Here is a 19,208-nt window from a genome sequence, read left to right on the forward strand (position 1 = left end):
GTCCGTCGATCGGGCTGGTGTGTGCCGGCGCGACGACGCTGACCGTGGAAGCTTCAACGCTAACTCCTGGCGCGGGCGGTGTAGGCGGCAGCGGCGGGAACGCGGGCGCCACGGGGCTTGCCGCGGCGTCGCATCTGTGTCCGTCCTAAACCGGCAACAAGCGCGCTTGCGCAGGATCGAAGCGCACCGCGACGTCATCCGCGGCGACGCGTTGCCACGAAAAATCGCGCACGAGGGCGTCCGGTGAGGTGGACGTCGCCTCGCTGGTGAGGCCCATGAGCGCGGCCAACATGCCGCAGAGCTGCGGCGCGGTGAGGCCGGCGGCACGCAAATGCGATAAGGGATACGAGCCGTGCAGCTTGGCGAGCTTTTCGCCCTCGGCGGCGAGCAGCAACGGATGATGGCGATAGGTCGGCGTGGGGTAGCCGAGCATGCGTTGCAGCGCCACCTGCGTCGCCGTGCTCGGCGCGATGTCGCGGCCGCGCACGATGCGCGTGATGCCGTCCGCCGCGTCGTCGACGACAACCGCGAGCATGTACGCGATGGCGCCGTTGTTGCTGCGCACGACCGGATCGCCTAGGTCGCGCGCGGGTGCTTGCGACAGGTCGGCGCCGCCTTCATCGCGAACCTGCACCACGCCGTCGGGCAGGCATACGCGCAGCGCCGCTGGCGACGATCGCCATTGCGCCGCGCTTAGCACGCTTTCGCGGCAGCGGTTGTCATAAATCAAGCTGCCGTCGGCGGCACGTCGCCCGCCCGCGCGAGCTTTGCGGCTGCAGGTGCACGCGTACAAAACGCCCAACCTCGCGAGCTCATCGATCGCGGCGTCGTGCGCGCCGCGCCGCTTTGACTGCAAGACCACGGCGTCCCACGTAAGCCCAAGCCATGCCAAGCCGTCGATCATCGCCTGTGCCAGCGCCGGGGTGCTGCGGGTATGATCGACGTCTTCGAGGCGCAGCAGCGCCTGCGCACCGTCGTGCCTGGCATCAAGCCAGACGAGCAACGCCGACAGCAAGGTGCCGGGATGGGGCTCGCCGGTCGGCGATGGCGCAAAACGCGAGGTGGCAGGCAGCAACGCCATGTGGAATGCATCGCAGCATGCAGCAAAAGCATTTGGCGCGCAAATCCTGATGCGATCGCGGGCGCGCCTTGCTACCAATGGCCGACCATCATGTCCGCCGTCGTGCCTCCGATCGTGCCGCTTGAGCTTCGCACCGAGGCCGAGCGCTTGCTCATGAGGTACCTACAAGAAGTCGTCGAGCCGTTTAACTTTTGTCCGTGGGCTAAGGCGACGCGCAGCCGCGAGGAGTTATGGATCGAAGTCGCCGTGTCGACCTCGCTGGCTACCTTGGCGGCGCAGCTTGGCCAGTTTGTACGTGCCAGCGAGCCGGTGGTGGAAACCGCCGATGGCACGTCGCCAACCGGGCGCACTCGTCCGGTTGCTACCATTGGCATGATCGTGTTTGCCGCTTCGAACATGTCGTCAAAGAAATTACTCGAAGTGCGGGATTTGCTGCTCGCGCACGCGGGCGTGCAAGAAAAACTCGGCGCGTGGCCCGGCCTCGTCATCGCCGATTTTCATCCAGCGGCTGCCGAGCCCGACCTGCGTTCGCCCAGTCGGCTCTTGCCGTTCGTGCGACGTTCGCCCGATCCGATGTTGCAGCTCGCGCGGCGCACCACCATTGAATCGGTTACACGAGGTGGCGCCAACATGATCGAACCCAGCGAGCAGCTGGCCGCGCTGATCGGCCACAAAACGCTCATCGGCCAAAGCACCGCGGACGAGATTGCGTCGCGCAATCACGAAACGATGCGCGCGCAGGCGGCCGACGTACAGGCCATCTCTAATGACATCGCGCGCGACCGCGCGGAGACGTATCTGCGCTTGGGCTTGCTGTAGCGGGATCAGCGCCCGATAATGCGTTCCCACCACTTTTTGGGTGGCAGCTGCGGCGTGGCGGCGCCACCGGTTGACACGCCGGTTGCGGTCGGATCGCGGCCGGCACCGGTTGCAATGCGGCCCGAGTCAATTGGTGGCGGCGTGGTGGTTAGATCGGTCTTGTCCTTGTCGCGTGCAAGCGCGCGCAAGCGCACCGTATTGACCGCATCCGAGATGTCGCTGGCGCTGACCGCGGCGCCCATGCCGGGTGGATTGGTGATGGTGCGGCTCATCGAAAGTGACGCGGACGGTTCGGGCATCTTGTAGGCGGCGATCGTCGCCATGGCCTCTTCCTCGAGGGCGAGCTCTTTGCGGAACATTTGGCGCACAAACTGGCGCAGCTCGCGCGGCTCAAAATGAAACGGCTTAAGCGCCGCCTCGAGATCTTGGTGCAGCTCGGCGGCGGTCTGATAACGCGCCTCGACATCGCGCGCAAGCGCGCGCAGCACGATGGTGTCGATCTCAGGCGGCACGCGGCGATTTTGCGCCGATGGCGCGGCGACCTCGGCCTTGCGCACTTTTTCCATCAGGCCAAATTCGGTGTCGCCGCGAAAGAGCTTCTCGGTGGTGAGCAGCTCGTGCAGCACGATGCCGAGCGAAAATATATCCGAGCGCGCGTCGAGCGGCATGCCGCGAATCTGCTCGGGCGACATGTAGCTGTATTTGCCCTTGAGGGTGCCAATCTCGGTGGTGAAACGCAGCTGCGCCTGGGCGATGCCGAAATCTAGGAGCTTGACCTGGCCGTCGTACGAAATTCGGACATTCGCCGGCGAGACGTCGCGGTTGACGATTTGCAAGGGGCGACCTTCGGCGTCGACCATGCCATGCGCAAACGCCAAGGCCTCGGCGATCTTGCTCGCAATATACAGCGCGTGTGGCACCTGCACCCGGGTGTCGCTCTGTTGGCACCGCTTCAGCAATTCGGATAGATCGCAGCCCGCGATGTACTCGAGCGTCAAAAAATGGCGGCCCTCGCAGCGCCCCGCATCGACGGTGCCGACGATGCACGGATGCTTGAGCAGCTTGGCGAGCTTGCTCTCGCGATTGAACATGTCGACGAATTTGGCTTGGCGCGCCAGTGAGGGGCGCATGATTTTCATCGCGACCACCGGTGCCTCGGGGTCCTTGCCATCGCGGGCGCGATAGACCTCGGCCATGCCGCCGCGTGCGATCAGGCCAAACAGCCAGTACTTGCCAAACGGCGCCGGCGCCTCGGGCGAACCCGCCGAGAGCTTGGTTTCGCTTGGTGCGCGCTCCATGGAAGCTAAAATGGTACCCGGTTTGGCCGCCCGGGGAACATGCATTTAGCCGCGAACTTGCAGTATACTTTATGGCCTATGGGCGGGCAGCAGTTTGGACCATACGAACTGGTCCGCCCCATCGCCTCGGGCGGCATGGCCGAGCTCTATCTGGTCAAGGCCCAAGGGTTTGCGGGCTTTGAGAAGTTTCTGGCGCTCAAGGTCATCCATCCCGATTTTGCCTCGGACGCCGAGTTTGTCGCTATGTTGGTCGAAGAGGCCAAGCTGGCGGTGCAGCTGCAGCACGGCAACATCGCGCAGACCTTCGATCTCGGCCGCGTCGGCGACATTTACTACATCGCGATGGAGTTCATCGACGGCGTCGATCTCTACCGGGTGTTGCGCTACAGCGGTGACAACGACGTGCCGCTGCCGGTCTCGCTGTGTGCGTACGTCATTCGCGAGGCGTTGCAAGGCCTAGACTACGCGCATCGCAAGACGGCGCCTAATGGCACGCCGCTGGGGATTGTTCACCGCGACATCTCGCCGCAAAACATCCTGGTGTCCTATACCGGCGAGGTCAAGCTGGTCGATTTCGGCATCGCCAAGGCGTCGATGCGCGCCAAGAAAACCGCGATTGGCGTGCTCAAGGGCAAGTACTACTACATGTCGCCGGAACAGGCGTGGGGCGAGGCCATCGACGCGCGTTCCGATATTTTTTCGATGGGCATCGTGCTGTATGAATTGCTGGTAGGCCAGATGTTATTCGTTGATGACGATCTCGCGGTTGTGCTTGAGATGGTGCGCAAGGCCGAGGTCGCGCCGCCCAGCACCCTGCGTCGTGAGATCCCACCGGCGCTCGAGGCCATCATCATGCGCGCGCTCGCCAAGCGTCCGGGCGATCGCTTTGCCTCGGCGCGCGATTTTGCCGTCGCGCTCGACGCGTTCTTGCGCGGCAGCGCGCCCTTTAACGCGCTCATGCTCAGCGACTACATTCGCACTCGCGTCGGCGCCGAGGGTGGCGACGCCGCCGACGCCGTGTCCCTTGGTTCGAACGTCCCTACCCAGGAAGATGCGGCCTTGGTTGCGGCGCGCGCGACCGCGGTAAAGGGCGCGGCGGCGCCCGCGGTGGTGGCGGCCCAAACCACGCCCATGCGGGTAGGGCCCGTGGCGCCGCGCCAGGCCTCGGCACGCAAGATCTCGAGCTTCGCCGAAACCAATCAGATGATGCACGACCGCGAGGTCGGCGACACCAACAGCCTAATCTTCACCGAGACGGATATGGGCATCGGCGAAGCGCCGGCCAAGCTGGAGGCGGCGCGCGCGCAATTTCGCCGCGACTCGCTCGGCGCGCCACCGGCGCCCAGGCCTCGCGATATGTCGACGCGCGCGCGGCGAGCCTCGGAACTCACCGCGGAGCGCTTGCCGCCGCAAGTCCTCATGTCACCGACGCCCGCACCACACGCGTTGCCGGCGCACCTAACCTCGGGCTCGCGGCCGGCGATGCCATCGGTGCCACCGCCGCCGCCGTTTGCCTCGCAACAAATGTCCGCGGCCGTGGACGCGCCAAGTCCGTACGTGCCCGCCGCCGCGCCCACGCCATCCTCGGACGCATCGCTTGCCACGCCGAGCAGCGGTTGGACGGCCCATGCGCTGATCGCCTGGTTAGCGGCATTTGGCGCCATGGGCGGCGCAGCCGCCATTGGGTTTGCCTGGTATCTCGCGCAGCAAGGGCCGACGCGCGCCTGGGTCGATGCAACAACGCCTGGCGCGGTCGTAACGGTAAATGACGGTGCCCCCCACGCAGCTGGTGGCGCGATTGCCCTAACGCCTGACCAGCCAAATACCATTGCGGTGCGCAAGCCGGGCTTTAAGGAGGTGGTGCGCGAGGTGACCGTGGCGCGCGGCACGACCACGTACATCATGGCGGAGTTGCAGCCGGTGGCGACGCTGACGGTGCATGGTTCACGTGGCGATGAAGTGTATGTCGAGGGCAAAATGGTTGGTACGACGCCGCTTGAGGCCCAAGCGGTCGAGGCGCGCGGGGTTAGCGTGATCGAGAGCGCGACGCCGGGCGGGCAGCGCGTACAATGGGTTGTGAACTTTGACGAGACGCCCACCGTGCGGTTGGAGCGAAGGTAGCCGTTGCCATGAATTGGCAGTTGGCGCGCAATTCGCGGTTTGCTGGGCGACCAGGGCCAGTGGTCTTGGTCGTGCTCGATGGCGTTGGGCTTGGGGCAGGTGACGCCGGCGATGCCGTGGTCGCGGCGAAAACGCCCACGCTCGACGCGATCGCGGCGCTCGGACACACCCGTGCGCTGACCGCGCATGGCACGGCGGTCGGCCTACCGAGCGATGACGACATGGGCAACAGCGAGGTTGGCCACAACGCGCTCGGCGCGGGCATGGTGCCTACGCAGGGCGCGGCGCTCGTGCAACGGGCCATCGCCAGCGGCGCGCTCATGCGAAGCGAGGCCTTTGTCACCTGTGTTCGCCGCAGCGCGCAGGGAGGCGCCTTGCACTTGCTTGGCTTATTGTCCGACGGCAACGTGCATGCGCATATCGATCATCTCATCGCCATGTTGCGCGCGGCGGCCACCGCAGGGGTGCGGCGCTTGTTCGTGCACATCTTGCTCGATGGGCGCGATGTCGCGCCGACCAGCGCGCTCACCTATATCGAGGTGCTCGAGCGCGAGCTGGCGAGCCTGCGTGCGGGTGGATGTGAAGCGGCCATCGCCTCGGGTGGCGGGCGCATGTCGATCACGATGGATCGCTACGAGGCCGACTGGGACATGGTCGCGCGCGGATGGCGAACCCACGTGCACGGGGAGGCGCGGCGGTTTCCCAGCGCGGCGCAAGCGATCTTGACGTTTCGCGGCGAGGCGCCCGGCATCATTGATCAGGACCTGCCGGCGTTTGTGATTGCGGACGCCGATGGGGGCGCACCTATCGCGCCGATGCGTGACGGCGACAGCGTCATTCTTTTTAATTTTCGCGGCGATCGGGCGATCGAAATCACCCGCGCGTTCGAGGCCGCCGCCGAGGCGCCGTGGGCGCCGTTTGACCGCGGCCCCGTTCCCTCCCTCTTTTTCGCCGGCATGATGCAATACGACGGTGACTTGCAGCTGCCGCGCCACTACTTAGTAAGCCCGCCTATCATCGAGCACACGATGGGCGAATACCTTGCCCGCAACGCCGTCCCACAGCTCGCGCTATCAGAGACGCAAAAATTTGGCCACGTGACCTATTTCTGGAATGGCAACCGCAGCGGCATGTTCGATCCGCATTACGAGACCTACGTGCAGATCGACTCCGATCGGGCGCCCTTTGACGAGCGGCCGTGGATGAAATGCGCCGAAATCACCGATGCGTTGATTACGCGGCTTGCCGATCGTGGGCCCGGCGCGCCGCGCTTTGTCCGCGTCAACTATCCCAATGGCGACATGGTGGGGCACACCGGCGCGTTTGACGCCACGGTGCTTGGCATCGAGGCCGTCGACTTGCAGCTGGCGCGCTTGCAACGCGCGGTGCAGCAGCATCAGGGCATCTTGGTGCTCACCGCCGATCACGGCAACGCCGATGAGATGTATCAGCGCGACAAGCGCGGCCAAACGCTGCGCGATGCGCAGACGGGCGCGCCACTGGTCAAGACCAGCCATAGCCTTGCGCCGGTGCCCTTTATGATCTACGACCCGAGCTATGCAGGCGAGTACGCGTTGGCGGCGCCGCAACGCATCTGGCGCGCTGCCCCGCCACAAGTTGCGGTAACGCCTGCCGGCGGCCTTGGCCATGTCGCGGCAACATGCTTAGAATTGCTCGGCTACCAGGCGCCTGAGGGCATGTTGCCCTCCCTTCTGGCGCGGCGGTAGGGTATGGTGACGGGGCTATGAAGGTAAAGGTGCTCGTAGGCGGCGCGGTGGTGCTGATGCTCGCGCTGATCGCCTTCATCGTCGTGCAAGTGACGTCGCGGCCGCAGGGCGATGGCCCCCCCGGCGTCGCGGCTCGGGTCGTGCCGGCCGCGGCCGCCGCGTGCGATCCTGGGCGCGGCGACTGCCTGCCCAAGCTCGATTTTGTCGATCACAACGGCATCGTGTTTGCCGCCCCCTCGCTCGCAGGCAAGGTGGTCGTGGTGAACTTCTGGGCCACGTGGTGCAAGCCCTGCCAAAAAGAAATTCCCGATTTCAATCGCGTCTATACCGCTTACAAAGATCGAGGCGTGGTGTTTCTCGGCGTCATGACGGATGCGCCAGAGCCAGGCATATTGCTCAATTTTATGAGCGACTACGAAATGACGTATCCGGTGATTCCCGCGACCAATGACAATCTCTTGGCCTTTGGCTATCCCGAGGCCATTCCAACCACGTTTATCTACGATCGCGCCGGCAATCGGCGGACGATGAAGCGCGGCGCGCTCGAAGAAAAAGAATTGCGAGAGGTCATCGATGAGCTCGTGCGCTAGCCGCGTGATGGCGTTGCTGCTGATCGTGGCGGCGAGCGCGGGTTGCCGCACGCCGGCGAGCGAACGGTGTCGCGAGTATTGCTCGCGCGGCGCCGATTGCGCCATACCCGCGGACAACAAGGCCTTCGACGAAGCCGAATGCGTCTCGACCTGTGCCGCGCTTGAGCGCGACGTGGTCGGCAAAAAATCCGTCGATACCCACATCGCGTGCATGGACGCGGCCAAGGATTGCGTCGCGATCCGGCAGTGTCTGTGATGTGGACGACGACGGGCACCGCCATCGTGACCGGCGCCACCGCCGGCTTTGGGGCGGCGATCGCGCGCAGGCTCCATGGCGCAGGCGCGCACGTCGTGGCGATCGGCCGTCGTCGCGAGCGGCTTGACGCCTTGGCCGCCGAGCTCGGGTCGCGGCTGGTGCCGGTGGTGGTCGATGTGCGCGACGAGGCCGCGCTGGCCGCGGCGGTGCAGGCGCTGCCCGCAACCTTGCCGCCCGTCGAAATTTTGATCAACAACGCGGGCCTCGCGCGCGGCGTTGGCAAAGTGCCCAACGTCGAGCTTGCGGATTGGCATGCGATGATCGAGACCAACATCACCGGGCTGGTCCACATGACGCAGCTGGTGGTGAAAGGCCTCGCCGAGCGGCGGCGCGGCCATATCATCAATTTAGGCTCGGTAGCGGGGACCTATCCGTACCCCGGCGGCAATGTCTACGGCGCCACCAAAGCCTTCGTGCGGCAGTTCTCATACAACCTGCGCGCCGACCTGCTCGGCACCGGCGTGCGCGTGACGTCGATCGAGCCGGGCATGGCGGAAACCGAATTTTCCGTGGTGCGGGTCGGCGGCGACGCGGCCAAGGCCCGCGACATCTACCAGGGCATGGAGCCGCTCACCGCCGATGACGTGGCGGATGCGATCATGTACGCGCTATCGACGCCGGCGCACGTAAACATTAATTCAATCGAACTCATGCCCACGGCGCAGGCCATGGCGGGCTTCGCGGTGCATCGCGACCCTGCGAGCTAACGTGGCGCCTTACGCCTCATAGCGTCGCTTGCCCGCAACCTGCATCTCGCGCACGGTCTCGGCGGCGATGTGATACTGCTGGCCGCACGCGTCGCAGCTGACCTCGATGATCGGATCGTTTAAGATCTCCTCGAGATCGGTCGTCTGCAAGGTGAGGATGCCCATGATGAAGCGCTCCTCGCTGCACGTGCAACCAAAGGTTATATCGCTCGCCGCAAGCTCGGTGTAGGCGAACCCATCGAGCAAGGTGGCGACGACGCCGCGGGCATCTTGCGCATTTTCGAGCCAGTGCGAGAGCGCGGGCAGGGCGCTAACCTTGTCAGTCATTTCGGCGATGACCTCGACCGTGGCCTCAGGCAGCAATTGCACCAGGTAGCCACCGACGGCGCGCACCGCGGGCGCGTCGTCGTCGCGGCGGGCGCCGCCGTGAGGCATCGCGCACAGCTGCGCAATGCACACCGTCTGCTCCGACTCCTGCATGTAGCGCATGAGCGCCGCGCTCATGTCTTGGCCCTGGGGCACCGCGATCATGCTTTGGTGCAGCGAGCCGTTGCGCAGGGTGTAGCTAACTTGCAGGGTGTTGTCGCCGTTGCGCGCGCCGTGGCCATCAGCGCCGTCGTCTTCGCCGCGACCGGGCGAAACGATGCCGCGGTTCTTGCCGTCGGCAAGGGCATCCGCGACGAGCATCTGACCATCGTTGTCGGTCCACACCACCTGCACGCGTCGCGTTGGCTGCGTGGTTTCGCGGATCAGCACGGCGGCGGTGAGCAGCTCGGCGAGCCGCACGGCCACGTCGCCGGTTGCTTGTTGCCGCGCGACCGCCGCCTGCGCGGTGCCCGTTGAAACGATGCCGATCACGCGAAAGGCGCCGTCGTTGGTCATGGCGCGCACGACGGCATCGGTGGCGGGGCCCTTCGCCAGGCTATCAGAGGCGCTAGACATGCCGGCAACCTAGCAGACGGCCCGGCCTGGCAGTATCGCGCGAGTCTACGATTTCTGGGGGCGTCGGTGCTTTGGGCGGCAGCGGCCAATTGGCGCCGTGCGCCGCCTCACGGCCCGCGCGCCGCGCGTCGCTGAAGGATAACGGTGACCTCGCCCGCAAGGGCGGTGGTAACGTGCACCCGCAGGCTGCCCGGCAACGATTCGTAGGTGGCGCCGTCTGTGAGGCTGACGTCAAAGCCAGCGTCAAACCACGCGGGCGGCACATAGAGTTGCGTTGGCGCGCTGCGCAGGCCCGGCAATCGCGTGTCGTAGGTGAGTGAAAATTGACTGGCGTCGTGATCGTACGCCATCGCGGTTGGCGCGCCGGCAATTCGTTGCGCATAGGGCCGGGCCAGCGTCGCCGCGAGCTCGCCCTTGGGTGTGCCCGCGGCGTCGACGAGGCTGAAGATATTGTCGCCAGGAAAAAAAGCCCACCACAGGCCGCCGACCAAGAAGTCATCTTGCACGCGTTGCGAATCGGCCAAAAACGCCGTGGTCGCGGCGAGGAAGCCATCTTCGGGTTGCGTGCTGCCGCCAAATTCGGCGGCGATGAACGGCGCGCCCATGACGGCGGCCTCGAGGCGCGCTTGCTCGTAGTCGGCAGTGATGAGGTCGATGTTGCCGCCGTACTTGGACGTCGGCAGGCCGCCGGTTTGTGTGTACAAATGCGGCGCATAAACGACATTTTGTCCCATCGACTCAGGCTCGACGCCAAAGCCGAGGTTGCGCGTCACCACCGGGCTATAAAAAAATGTGTGCTCCGCGCCGGCGCCGCGCAGCGCCTCGCGTACGTCGCGCAGCACGGGGTTAAGGTGATCGCGCTGGAAGTCGCGGAGATTGCCAACGCACATGGGTTCGTTAAAAAGATCGAAGCCGCCGATGCGCAGATCGCCGGCATAGTGCGTCGCGACCAGGCGCCAGGCGTCGGTAAAATGCTCGATCAGGGTGCGGCCATCAGGCGCGAGCTTGCCCGCAAAGAATTCGCACATCGCCTTAAAGTGCTCTTCTGGCGTGTATTGGCCCTCGCAGGTCCAGCTGGGAAAGCCAATGCCGCTCCACTGCGGGGGCTCGTTGGTATCGCCAAAGCACGGTGAGGTATAAAACTGGTGCATCTCGGGAATGACTAAGATGTCATTGGCGGCCGCCCAGGCGATGACCGGATCGAGATTGTCGATGAGATAGTTCTCGTCAAATACGCCAGGCTCAGGCTCGAGGTATTGCCATGAAATCGCAACCCGCACCGCGTTGACGCCCCAGCTGGCCATTTGCGCAAAGTCTTCGGCGGCGGGGCCATTTGGGGCGCCGACAAAATTGCCAAACTCCATGCCGGCGTAATTCATGCCGCGCAAGATCACGACGCGGCCCTCGCGATCGCGCAGATACTCACCATCGGCATGGATCGCCAAGTCCGCGCCGGGCATGTCGACCGGGGCTGGCGCGCCATTGCCGCAGGCCGCGACGCCGGCAAGTGCGCTCAGTGAGAGCAATTGTCGAGACACCGAGGTGCGCACGCCGAGATCCTAAGGCAGCCGTCTACGAAAGCCCAGCATTATACCCAGCTCATGGCCTCCCATAGATCGCGCCCGCGCTTTGGGGTATAAGCGCCGCCAGTAATGACCAAGTTCATCGACAATCCCTTTGCCCGCCTGCAGGAGCTCGACCGCCAAGCCGAGCTAGGTGGCGGTCAGGCGCGCATCGACAAGCAGCACCAGGCCGGCAAGCTCACCGCGCGCGAGCGCCTCGATGCCTTGCTCGACGCCGGCAGCTTTGTCGAGATGGACAAGTTTGTCACGCACAGGTGCAGCGACTTTGGTATGGGCGAGCAGCAGATCCTCGGCGACGGCGTGGTCACCGGCTACGGCACTATTGAGGGCCGCACGGTGTGCGTGTTTGCGCAAGACTTCACCGTATTTGGGGGATCGCTCTCTGGCGCCTACGCGCAAAAAATCACCAAGATCATGGATCTGGCCACTAAGATTGGCGCGCCGGTGATTGGGCTAAATGATTCCGGCGGCGCCCGCATCCAAGAAGGCGTCGAATCGCTCGCGGGCTACGCCGACATTTTCACCCGCAACGTGCTGGCCTCGGGCGTAGTGCCGCAAATTTCCGCCATCATGGGGCCCTGCGCCGGCGGCGCGGTGTACTCGCCGGCGATTACCGATTTTATTCTCATGGTGGAGAACACCTCCTACATGTTCATCACCGGGCCCGAGGTCATCAAGACCGTCACGCACGAGGATGTCACCAAGGAGCAGCTCGGCGGTGCCAAGACCCACGCCGCGCGCTCGGGCGTGTCGCATTTCACCGAAACCGACGAGCTGTCGTGTTTGGCGCGTATTCGCGAACTGTTCGCGTTCATGCCGAGCAACAACAACGATGAGCCGCCGATGGTCGCGACCGACGACGATCCCGCGCGCGTCGCCAAGGAACTCGACACCTTGGTCCCGCTAGAGTCCAATCGCCCGTATGACATGAAAAAACTCATCTTGGCCGTGGTCGACGATGGCCATTTTGTCGAGGTGCAAAAAGACTACGCCAAAAACATGGTGGTCGGCTTTGCGCATCTCGGCGGCCGCTCGGTCGGCCTTGTCGCCAACCAGCCGGCGCACCTCGCGGGGTGCCTCGATATCGACGCCTCGGTCAAGGCGGCGCGCTTCGTGCGCTTTTGCGACTGCTTCAACATCCCGCTGGTGACGTTTGTCGACGTGCCAGGGTTCTTGCCCGGCACCACGCAGGAGTACGGCGGCATCATCAAGCATGGCGCCAAGCTGCTCTATGCGTTTGCCGAGGCCACCGTCCCCAAGGTGACGATCATTACGCGCAAGGCCTATGGCGGCGCTTACGACGTCATGGCGTCTAAGCACATTCGCGCCGACATTAATCTGGCCTTTCCATCGGCTGAGATCGCCGTGATGGGCGCCGAGGGCGCGGTCAATATCATTTTTCGCGGCGAGCTCGACAAGATTGCCGATGAGACGGCGCGGGGCGAGGCGCGCGCGCAGTTTACCGCCGACTATCGCGAGCGGTTTGCCAATCCGTACAAGGCCGCGTCGCTGGGCTACATCGATGGCGTCATCGTGCCGAGCGAGACCCGCAGCCACTTGGTGCGCGCGCTGCACATGCTGCGCAACAAGCGCCAGACCAACCTGCCGCGCAAGCACGGCAACATCCCGCTCTAGCGGCAGTCCCACCCCACGCCTATGTCGCATCGCACGTTCACGATCGCCTTGGCCGCCGCGCTCGCTAGCCTCGCCGCGTGGGGCGGCTGCGGCGACAAGGCCGCAACCGCGCAATGCGAGCGCCTGCTCGACAAGACGGTGGAGCTCTATGCCGCGCCGCGCGGGCTAAAGTTGCTCACCGCCGAACAAAAGGCGCAATACGACGCCTCGCTCATCGGCATGCGCAAAAAAATGGGCGCCGGGTTTGTCGCGCGCTGCCGCCGCGACTATTCGCCGGCCTCCGTCGCTTGCCAATTGCAGGCGCGCACGCTCGATCAGCTCACCAAGTGCTGGCCGGCGCCGTGACGGTCGCCGCTAGTTGAGGAGTGGCATCACGTTGGGAGATGCTGACCCTAGCAGTAACGCGATGGTGTGTAGGTGCGGCAGTTGCCATTGGCATCGCTAGGAACGGGCGGAGGTGGTGGACAAACTATACATTGCGACACCTCTGACCGAATCCATCCCCCATGGTCGCCAGCGGAAACCGCCCCCAGCTGCTGCATCGCGGTTGCCTTCAGTCGCAATTTCTTAACGGTTGTACGTTTCATTTGCGGGTTGAGTAGCACTTGCAGCCGCAGTCACTACCTTAGAATGTAGCGCAAGGTCGATTTAAGGTCGATGGTCAGTGTGCTGAGGTTTTTTTTCGATCCGCAGCGCGATCGGACGCTAAACTAGGTCGTTTAGAGCCAACGCCTAAGGCGAAAGGCCAGCCATGCCAGCGCGCGCTTCCACCACGGCAGCGCGAACCACGCATGCTCATCGTACGGCGTGGTGTTGGCGATATCGCGCTCGGTGGCGGCTCGCATGGTGGCGCCAAAATCGGCGTCGAGCACCTCGAGCGCGGCCTCGAGGTTGAAGTAGTGGCTCTGGCTGTCGAGGTTGTAGCTGCCGATGGTCGACCACTTCCCGTCTACCACCGCGACCTTGGCATGCATCATCGGCCCCGACCACAGCCGCACGCGCACCCCACCACGCGCCATCTGGCGATGCAGGTATCGGCCCGCGTATTCGACGATTTTGACGTCCGAGTTGGCAGGGACGATGACGGTCACCACGACACCGCGGGCCACCGCGCGATAGAGCGCCCGGCGCATCCGAACGTTGGGCAAGAAATAGGCATTTTCGATGGTGATCGACGACGTCGCGGCGTTGGCGGCGGCGACGTAGGCGTGGTGAAACACGTCGCGCAGCGAGTGTTCGGCATTGTTGATCAGCCGCGCCAGCACGCCGGTTTGGTCGTCGCCGCGCGCCAACAAGCTCTCGTTAAACGCTTCGTTGCTGCGTTCGCGATCATAGGCGGCGCGACGCGATGCGCGGCCAAACCATCGCAGCTCGGCGAGCGCGGCGCGCACTGCTCCTGCGACCGGGCTATCGTAGTGTGACGGCGCCGGTGAGGGCAGCGCGGCCGACGGTGCGGCCGGCGCGAAGGCCTCGCCGCCCGCCGCGCGCCACGTGCCCGCAAAGAGCTGCGCGACGTCGGCGACGACGGGGCCGGTAAAGCACGTGTGATAGTCGTGCCAGCCCTCGCCGCCATCCTCGATCGACGCGTATTGCTTGGAGATGTTGAGGCCACCGGTAAAGCCGACGCTGTCGTCGACAATAAGCACCTTGCGGTGGTTGCGCTTGACCAGGCCAAAGCGCCGCCGCCACGGCGCCACCGGGCGATACTCGAGCACCTGCACCCCCGCCTGCGTCAGCATGGTCTTGGCCGCGTCAGAAAGATCCCAGCTACCCACCGCATCGAACATCACGCGCACCGGTACGCCCGCGCGCGCGCGCGCCGCCAACGCGTCAATAAATGGCCTTCCATGCGAATCGTCGACGATGGTGTAGAACTCAAGGCAGATCGATTTCGTCGCCGCGGCGATCGCGGTGAGCATGGCGGGAAACGCCTCGGCGCCCGCGCGCAATAACTCGACGTGATTGCCGGCGCGCCAGCGCAGCAGGCGCGGCGTGTAGCGCCGCAACGCGGTGGCCTCGGGGCGGAGCCCGGGCGCTGCCGGCGTGGGCGTGAGCTTACGCCTCATAGCGCACCTCGGTGATGGTAAAGCTCGCCGTCCCCTTAGGCCGCACCACCGCGACCTCATCGCCGACGCGCTTGCCGAGCAAGGCGCGCGCGACCGGGGCATCAAGGCTAATCCAGCCCCGATCAGGATCGAACTCATCGGGTCCAACGATGCGATACGTCGCGCATTCCCCGTCGTCATCTTCAAGGTCGACATAGGCGCCAAAAAACACGCGCTGCGGATCCGTCGGCGGCTCGCTCACGATCACCAGCTCTTCGAGGCGCTTGGTAAGAAAGCGCACCCGGCGATCGATCTCGCGCAGGCGTTTTTTGCCGTATTGATACTCGGCATTCTCCGAGCGATCGCCCTGCGCGGCGGCGTCCGCGACCTCCTGGGTGACGCGAGGTCGCTCGATCGTCCAAAGCTGCGCTAGCTCCTCGCGAAGGCGCCGGGCTCCCGCCGCGGTTATATAGGCGCTGCCTTTTGGGCGGTGGATGCGGTCGCGAATCGACATAATAAAATTAGATGGTTAGGAGGCTTACGGCACGCAAAAGATACCTACCAACGTTTAGGGGCCCGGGCTTCTCTAGTATGCTGGCACGCGGCCAATGGCCACTGATTTCTTTATCATTATGGCGCTGATGCTCGCGAACGGCTTGTTCGCGGGCGCGGAGATTGCCTTGCTCAGCGTGCGCAAAACGCGGCTGGCCGAGTTGCAGCGCAAGGGCGACAAGCGCGCGCTCGCGGTGCAAGCCTTGCGCGCCGAGCCCGAGCGTTTTTTGGCGACCGTGCAGGTGGGCATCACGCTGATTAGCACCGCCGCCGCGGCCTTTGGTGGCGCCGCCCTCGGCGATGCGCTTGAGCCGATCCTTTTTGACCTTGGCGTTGGCACGTATGCAAAGCCGCTGGCGATCGGCACGGTGGTCGTCGGCATCGCGTTTCTCAGCGTCGTCTTTGGCGAGCTGGTCCCCAAGTCGCTCGCGCTGCGTTACTCGGATATCTACGCGCTGTGGATCGGCCGTCCGCTGCTCGGCCTCGCCAAGTTGGCGCGCCCGATCGTTTGGGTGCTCACGGCGTCTTCCAACCTCGTGCTGCGGTTCTTTGGCGATCGCACTACGTTTTCTGAATCGCGGCTGTCGCGCGATGAGCTGCAGCAGCTCGTCGAGGAGGCCGCCGTCGCCGGTTCGGTCGATCCGCGCGTCAGCGAGATCGCCTCGCGCGCGCTCGAGTTTGGCGAGGTCACCGTGGCCGAGCTCATGGTGCCGCGCTCGCGCGTGGTGGCCTTGGCCAAGTCGACGCCCAGCCACGAGGTGCAGCGCGTGCTGCTCGAAGAAGGCCATAGCCGGATGCCCGTGTTTAGCGATTCGCCAGATCGGCTGATCGGTTACGTGATGGCGCGCGACGTTATATCTTCAGCGAAGATGAAGAGCCCGAGGTCATCGTCGAGCGCGAGACGACCGGGGCCGCCATCGTCGCGGGCTGGGTGTCGGTGCGCAAGGTGAATCGCGAGCTCGACATAGCGCTGCCCGTGGGACGAGATCGCACGACGATTGCGGGCCTCTGCATGGGGCTTGCGGGCGCGATTCCGGCCACGGGCGAACGCATCGCCGTCGGCGATGGCAGCGTGATCGAGGTCATCGAGGCTTCGCCGCGGCGGGTGCGCAAGGTGCGGATTTGGCCGGCTGGCATCACCGAACCCGCGGAGGCGACTGCTGACCGCAGCGTGCCTACGGAGTTCGTGGCGTGAGCGGGCCCGGCGCCAGCGGCGTCTCGATGGTGGCCAGGCCAGCGTCGCCTTACGTTCGCGCGACATGGCAGCAAGCCTTTGTGGGCCCGTCGCGGTACGAGGTCGTGGTGGGCGCAGGCGAGGTCGCGGTCGTCGTGCGCAGCCACGCGATCGATCAGGTGTTGCGGTCGACCACCGCGGTCGCGCTCGCGGGCCAGGCCCTGTGGTGGTTTCGCACCGAGCCGGCTAGCGTGGGTTGCGATCGATTGGCAAGGCGGCCGCGAGCGACATCGGTTTGCGATCGACCTCGAGATTTCTTTCGTCGTCGTCGATGCGGCGGCGCTGGCAACCTGGCTGCTCGACCAGCAGGAACCCGACGACATCGTCGAGGTGCTCGTCGCGCGCGCGGTGTCGCGGCGGGTGTCGTGGCTGCTCGCCGAGTTGGGGCCGGTGCGGAGCGAATTGCAGCGGGTCATCGTGTCCGAAATTCGGACGAATGTCATTCGCCCGATTTGCCCCGGCGTGGCGCTGCGCCAGGTCATCATCTCGCAATGCGAGCGGCAGGCGCCGCGGGCGACCACGGCGGCGGGCGCCGGTGAGGCGGGCCGCGCCGGCGATACCCCACCGGTTACGGCGGCGACGGCGGCGCATCGCGTCGAAGACCTAACGAACACCGAGGAAATCGATGTGTCGTCGATCATGGTCGGCGCCCTGGCGGGCGATACCAACAGCGAAATCGTCTTGTTTAGCTCAGACGTGCTGCCGGCGGTCGATAACGAACGCGCGGCGAGCGAGATCACGGCACCCTCGCTCGCGGCGGCGCGCGCGGCGATGGCCACCGAAGATGACAGCGAGCCGTATGCCGATATAGAGGTCGCGGCGCCAGCCGCAGGCGTACCAAGCCAAGAGGCGCACGGGTCCGAACCAGTGGAGCATCCAGCCTATCCGTTCGGCGCCCGGGTACGGGTCGCGGATCATCGAGGGCGGTGGCAGGCGGCCGTCGTGACGCGTAGCGCCCCACACATGTTAGAGGTGCAAATGGAGCACAGCGGTCGGGTGCTCAGCGTCACGCCAACCGACGTTAAGCCTTCGTAATAACGCAGCGCCGAGGTGGCAGGGCACCTGGCCATGCGGACAGTAAGCCCCGGCGCCCACGCCCGCCGTAACGGCAACTGTACTGGCCGCTGCGGCACCCCCTGTCAGCAGCTGTTAGGCAAGTTCGCAAAAAAAAACAGATACCTACGAGTGTCAGCTGGGTTACAAATGGGCCTCAAAAAAGCGGTATCCCTTTTGCAATATTCCAGCAAGAGACGGCCCGTTTGGCCACAACTAGATCAAAGAGGACCCATGAAGAAATTGTATGGAAGCGTATTGTTCACGGTTTTGGCGGCAGCAATCTCTGCATGTGGTCCCGAAGATACAGGGATAAATCCCGGTGCGACGTGTGAACCCGTCGCCAACACGGACATTTGCGAAGGCGGCCTCGATGAGGATTGCGACGGCTTTACCGACTGTTCCGATCCAGATTGTGCGGGCTATCCGTCGTGTCCGCCTCCCTGCGGCACGGTGACGGCGTCGGACCTCGAACTGCCGCTTCCCGACGGCCCTCAGCCAGGCGACGAGCTCGACTACTTCTTGGGGACGGCCGAGCTACAAGGCTTTGGCGCCGGCGCGACGTTGCAAAACGCGGGCGATCTGCTCAGCGCCTGCGTCATCATGGAACACTCTTGGATTCGCGATCTGCAAATCGAAATGGTCTGCCCATCCGGCGAAATCGTCGTCTTGCAAGAATTCTTGGGCACCACCGGTGGTCAGGTTTTTCTCGGCGAGCCCATCGATACGGATTACGACGTGCCGCAGCCAGGCGTAGGGTATGAGTATTGCTGGACGCCAACCGCCACCAACCTACCGCTGCTCGAGTACGCCAACGCCAACCCCGGCATCACGACGATTCCCGCCGGCGACTATCAGCCCGTCGGCTCGTTTGAAAGCCTCGAAGGCTGCACGCTGGATGGCGCGTGGTCGATTAAGGTCACCGACCTGTGGGGCGCTGACAACGGCTATATCTTTGGGTGGAGCCTCGACTTCAACCCGGCCATCATTCAAGACTGTTCGATCTGGTAAGGCCTTTGGGCGCCGGCTGATGTCTATCTGGTAGACGCGGCCATGCCTCGCCCCGGCTTGGGGCTAGAGGCTAGAGCTCTGAGATCGCGATGGTCATGGCAACGCCGGCCAAACACAGCAGCCGCTGGTGGTCGGCGTTTTCGACATTGCTCATGATGAATTCGTGCATCGCGGGCTGGGATTTTTTTAGGACCTTGCTCGCATCGCCTTTGGCGGCCTGATCGAGGTCTTCAAACCCGGCGATAGGACAGGGCAGCTCGATCGCCTTTTCGATAGCCCGCACCAACAGCGCGGCGTGGAAGACCACCGAGATGACGCCCTCGGCGCCGCCGATTTCGTTTTCGTGGGCGGTGATGTATTGGGTGAGCGCCATCTGGTCCTGCACAAATTCGCCGACCAGCGTCGCGGAATAATCGGGCTCGGCCATGCGTTTGGAGGCCTCAGCGACCACGGCGGCCATGTGTTCATTTTCAATTTTCATCTAAAAACCGTGC

General features: G+C 64.5%; 17 protein-coding genes and 1 pseudogene. 11 read left to right on the forward strand and 7 right to left on the reverse strand.

The features are described 5' to 3' along the window. Nucleotides 1–145 precede the first annotated feature (145 nt). Nucleotides 146–1,072, reverse strand: a complete 927-nt coding sequence (locus IPL79_19555) for a hypothetical protein (protein ID MBK9073171.1) — start codon at nucleotides 1,070–1,072, stop codon at nucleotides 146–148. 99 nt (nucleotides 1,073–1,171) lie between these two features. On the opposite strand from IPL79_19555, the gene IPL79_19560 reads away from it, so the two are divergent. Then, the gene (locus tag IPL79_19560) at nucleotides 1,172–1,900 is read left to right on the forward strand and encodes a hypothetical protein (GenBank protein MBK9073172.1); all 729 of its coding nucleotides are present in this window, start codon (nucleotides 1,172–1,174) and stop codon (nucleotides 1,898–1,900) included. A 5-nt stretch (nucleotides 1,901–1,905) separates the two neighbouring features. Here IPL79_19560 and IPL79_19565 read toward each other — a convergent pair whose 3' ends face one another. Continuing rightward, the gene (locus IPL79_19565) at nucleotides 1,906–3,198 is read right to left on the reverse strand and encodes a serine/threonine protein kinase (protein MBK9073173.1); all 1,293 of its coding nucleotides are present in this window, start codon (nucleotides 3,196–3,198) and stop codon (nucleotides 1,906–1,908) included. A 78-nt stretch (nucleotides 3,199–3,276) separates the two neighbouring features. On the opposite strand from IPL79_19565, the gene IPL79_19570 reads away from it, so the two are divergent. From IPL79_19570 to IPL79_19590, 5 genes are read left to right on the forward strand one after another with little or no spacing between them, the layout of a single operon-like run. Next, on the forward strand, nucleotides 3,277–5,319 hold the full coding sequence (locus IPL79_19570; GenBank protein MBK9073174.1) for a serine/threonine protein kinase: 2,043 nt from the start codon (nucleotides 3,277–3,279) through the stop codon (nucleotides 5,317–5,319). 8 nt (nucleotides 5,320–5,327) lie between these two features. Next, nucleotides 5,328–7,046 (forward strand): 2,3-bisphosphoglycerate-independent phosphoglycerate mutase, encoded by a 1,719-nt coding sequence (locus IPL79_19575; GenBank protein MBK9073175.1) that lies wholly within the window; start codon nucleotides 5,328–5,330, stop codon nucleotides 7,044–7,046. Between the two features lie 17 nt (nucleotides 7,047–7,063). Beyond that, nucleotides 7,064–7,636, forward strand: a complete 573-nt coding sequence (locus IPL79_19580; protein MBK9073176.1) for a TlpA family protein disulfide reductase — start codon at nucleotides 7,064–7,066, stop codon at nucleotides 7,634–7,636. Then, nucleotides 7,620–7,892: a hypothetical protein gene (locus IPL79_19585; GenBank protein ID MBK9073177.1), complete on the forward strand. Its 273-nt coding sequence runs from the start codon at nucleotides 7,620–7,622 to the stop codon at nucleotides 7,890–7,892. Before IPL79_19580 ends, IPL79_19585 begins: the two co-directional genes overlap by 17 nt. Then, entirely contained in the window at nucleotides 7,892–8,659 is a 768-nt protein-coding gene (locus tag IPL79_19590; protein MBK9073178.1) for an SDR family NAD(P)-dependent oxidoreductase, read from the forward strand. Before IPL79_19585 ends, IPL79_19590 begins: the two co-directional genes overlap by 1 nt. Nucleotides 8,660–8,668: 9 nt before the next feature. Here IPL79_19590 and IPL79_19595 read toward each other — a convergent pair whose 3' ends face one another. Both IPL79_19595 and IPL79_19600 read right to left on the reverse strand, forming a co-directional pair. Then, nucleotides 8,669–9,601, reverse strand: coding sequence for an Hsp33 family molecular chaperone HslO (locus IPL79_19595; GenBank protein ID MBK9073179.1), 933 nt, complete (start codon nucleotides 9,599–9,601; stop codon nucleotides 8,669–8,671). A 107-nt stretch (nucleotides 9,602–9,708) separates the two neighbouring features. Continuing rightward, a complete protein-coding gene (locus tag IPL79_19600) occupies nucleotides 9,709–11,151 on the reverse strand; it encodes a cellulase family glycosylhydrolase (GenBank protein ID MBK9073180.1) in 1,443 nt (480 codons plus the stop codon). Nucleotides 11,152–11,253: 102 nt separating this feature from the next. Here IPL79_19600 and IPL79_19605 point away from each other — a divergent pair, with 102 nt between their 5' ends. After that, the gene (locus tag IPL79_19605; GenBank protein MBK9073181.1) at nucleotides 11,254–12,819 is read left to right on the forward strand and encodes an acyl-CoA carboxylase subunit beta; all 1,566 of its coding nucleotides are present in this window, start codon (nucleotides 11,254–11,256) and stop codon (nucleotides 12,817–12,819) included. Nucleotides 12,820–12,840: 21 nt separating this feature from the next. Beyond that, nucleotides 12,841–13,164 carry a hypothetical protein gene (locus IPL79_19610; protein ID MBK9073182.1) on the forward strand — a complete coding sequence of 108 codons (324 nt, stop codon included), beginning with the start codon at nucleotides 12,841–12,843 and terminating at the stop codon, nucleotides 13,162–13,164. A 374-nt stretch (nucleotides 13,165–13,538) separates the two neighbouring features. On the opposite strand, the gene IPL79_19615 is transcribed toward IPL79_19610, so the two are convergent. Both IPL79_19615 and greB read right to left on the reverse strand, forming a co-directional pair. Beyond that, nucleotides 13,539–14,885 carry a phosphatidylserine/phosphatidylglycerophosphate/cardiolipin synthase family protein gene (locus IPL79_19615; protein MBK9073183.1) on the reverse strand — a complete coding sequence of 449 codons (1,347 nt, stop codon included), beginning with the start codon at nucleotides 14,883–14,885 and terminating at the stop codon, nucleotides 13,539–13,541. Beyond that, nucleotides 14,875–15,378 (reverse strand): transcription elongation factor GreB, encoded by a 504-nt coding sequence (gene greB / locus IPL79_19620; GenBank protein MBK9073184.1) that lies wholly within the window; start codon nucleotides 15,376–15,378, stop codon nucleotides 14,875–14,877. Before greB ends, IPL79_19615 begins: the two co-directional genes overlap by 11 nt. A 118-nt stretch (nucleotides 15,379–15,496) precedes the next feature. Here greB and IPL79_19625 point away from each other — a divergent pair. The 3 genes and pseudogenes from IPL79_19625 to IPL79_19635 all read left to right on the forward strand — a co-directional run bounded on the left by IPL79_19625 (nucleotide 15,497) and on the right by IPL79_19635 (nucleotide 18,714). Beyond that, nucleotides 15,497–16,611 (forward strand): annotated as a pseudogene (locus tag IPL79_19625) (HlyC/CorC family transporter). Between the two features lie 78 nt (nucleotides 16,612–16,689). Beyond that, nucleotides 16,690–17,685 (forward strand): hypothetical protein, encoded by a 996-nt coding sequence (locus tag IPL79_19630; protein ID MBK9073185.1) that lies wholly within the window; start codon nucleotides 16,690–16,692, stop codon nucleotides 17,683–17,685. Nucleotides 17,686–17,937: 252 nt separating this feature from the next. Further along, nucleotides 17,938–18,714: a hypothetical protein gene (locus IPL79_19635; protein ID MBK9073186.1), complete on the forward strand. Its 777-nt coding sequence runs from the start codon at nucleotides 17,938–17,940 to the stop codon at nucleotides 18,712–18,714. 70 nt (nucleotides 18,715–18,784) lie between these two features. Here the strand turns inward: IPL79_19635 and IPL79_19640 are convergent, their stop codons facing one another. Further along, the gene (locus tag IPL79_19640) at nucleotides 18,785–19,195 is read right to left on the reverse strand and encodes a hypothetical protein (protein MBK9073187.1); all 411 of its coding nucleotides are present in this window, start codon (nucleotides 19,193–19,195) and stop codon (nucleotides 18,785–18,787) included. Between the last annotated feature and the right edge of the window lie 13 nt (nucleotides 19,196–19,208).

The sequence above is a fragment of the Myxococcales bacterium genome (assembly GCA_016716835.1).
Taxonomy (GTDB): domain Bacteria; phylum Myxococcota_A; class Polyangia; order Haliangiales; family Haliangiaceae; genus JADJUW01.

What these genes read in the sequence shown, in the direction of transcription:
- IPL79_19560 (MBK9073172.1), top strand. Translation starts at nt 1,172, where the DNA reads ATGTCCGCCGTCGTGCCTCCGATCGTGCCGCTTGAGCTTCGCACCGAG.
- IPL79_19565 (MBK9073173.1), bottom strand. Translation starts at nt 3,198, where the DNA reads ATGGAGCGCGCACCAAGCGAAACCAAGCTCTCGGCGGGTTCGCCCGAG.
- IPL79_19570 (MBK9073174.1), top strand. Translation starts at nt 3,277, where the DNA reads ATGGGCGGGCAGCAGTTTGGACCATACGAACTGGTCCGCCCCATCGCC.
- IPL79_19575 (MBK9073175.1), top strand. Translation starts at nt 5,328, where the DNA reads ATGAATTGGCAGTTGGCGCGCAATTCGCGGTTTGCTGGGCGACCAGGG.
- IPL79_19580 (MBK9073176.1), top strand. Translation starts at nt 7,064, where the DNA reads ATGAAGGTAAAGGTGCTCGTAGGCGGCGCGGTGGTGCTGATGCTCGCG.
- IPL79_19585 (MBK9073177.1), top strand. Translation starts at nt 7,620, where the DNA reads ATGAGCTCGTGCGCTAGCCGCGTGATGGCGTTGCTGCTGATCGTGGCG.
- IPL79_19590 (MBK9073178.1), top strand. Translation starts at nt 7,892, where the DNA reads ATGTGGACGACGACGGGCACCGCCATCGTGACCGGCGCCACCGCCGGC.
- IPL79_19595 (MBK9073179.1), bottom strand. Translation starts at nt 9,601, where the DNA reads ATGTCTAGCGCCTCTGATAGCCTGGCGAAGGGCCCCGCCACCGATGCC.
- IPL79_19605 (MBK9073181.1), top strand. Translation starts at nt 11,254, where the DNA reads ATGACCAAGTTCATCGACAATCCCTTTGCCCGCCTGCAGGAGCTCGAC.
- IPL79_19610 (MBK9073182.1), top strand. Translation starts at nt 12,841, where the DNA reads ATGTCGCATCGCACGTTCACGATCGCCTTGGCCGCCGCGCTCGCTAGC.
- IPL79_19615 (MBK9073183.1), bottom strand. Translation starts at nt 14,885, where the DNA reads ATGAGGCGTAAGCTCACGCCCACGCCGGCAGCGCCCGGGCTCCGCCCC.
- greB (MBK9073184.1), bottom strand. Translation starts at nt 15,378, where the DNA reads ATGTCGATTCGCGACCGCATCCACCGCCCAAAAGGCAGCGCCTATATA.
- IPL79_19635 (MBK9073186.1), top strand. Translation starts at nt 17,938, where the DNA reads ATGAAGAAATTGTATGGAAGCGTATTGTTCACGGTTTTGGCGGCAGCA.
- IPL79_19640 (MBK9073187.1), bottom strand. Translation starts at nt 19,195, where the DNA reads ATGAAAATTGAAAATGAACACATGGCCGCCGTGGTCGCTGAGGCCTCC.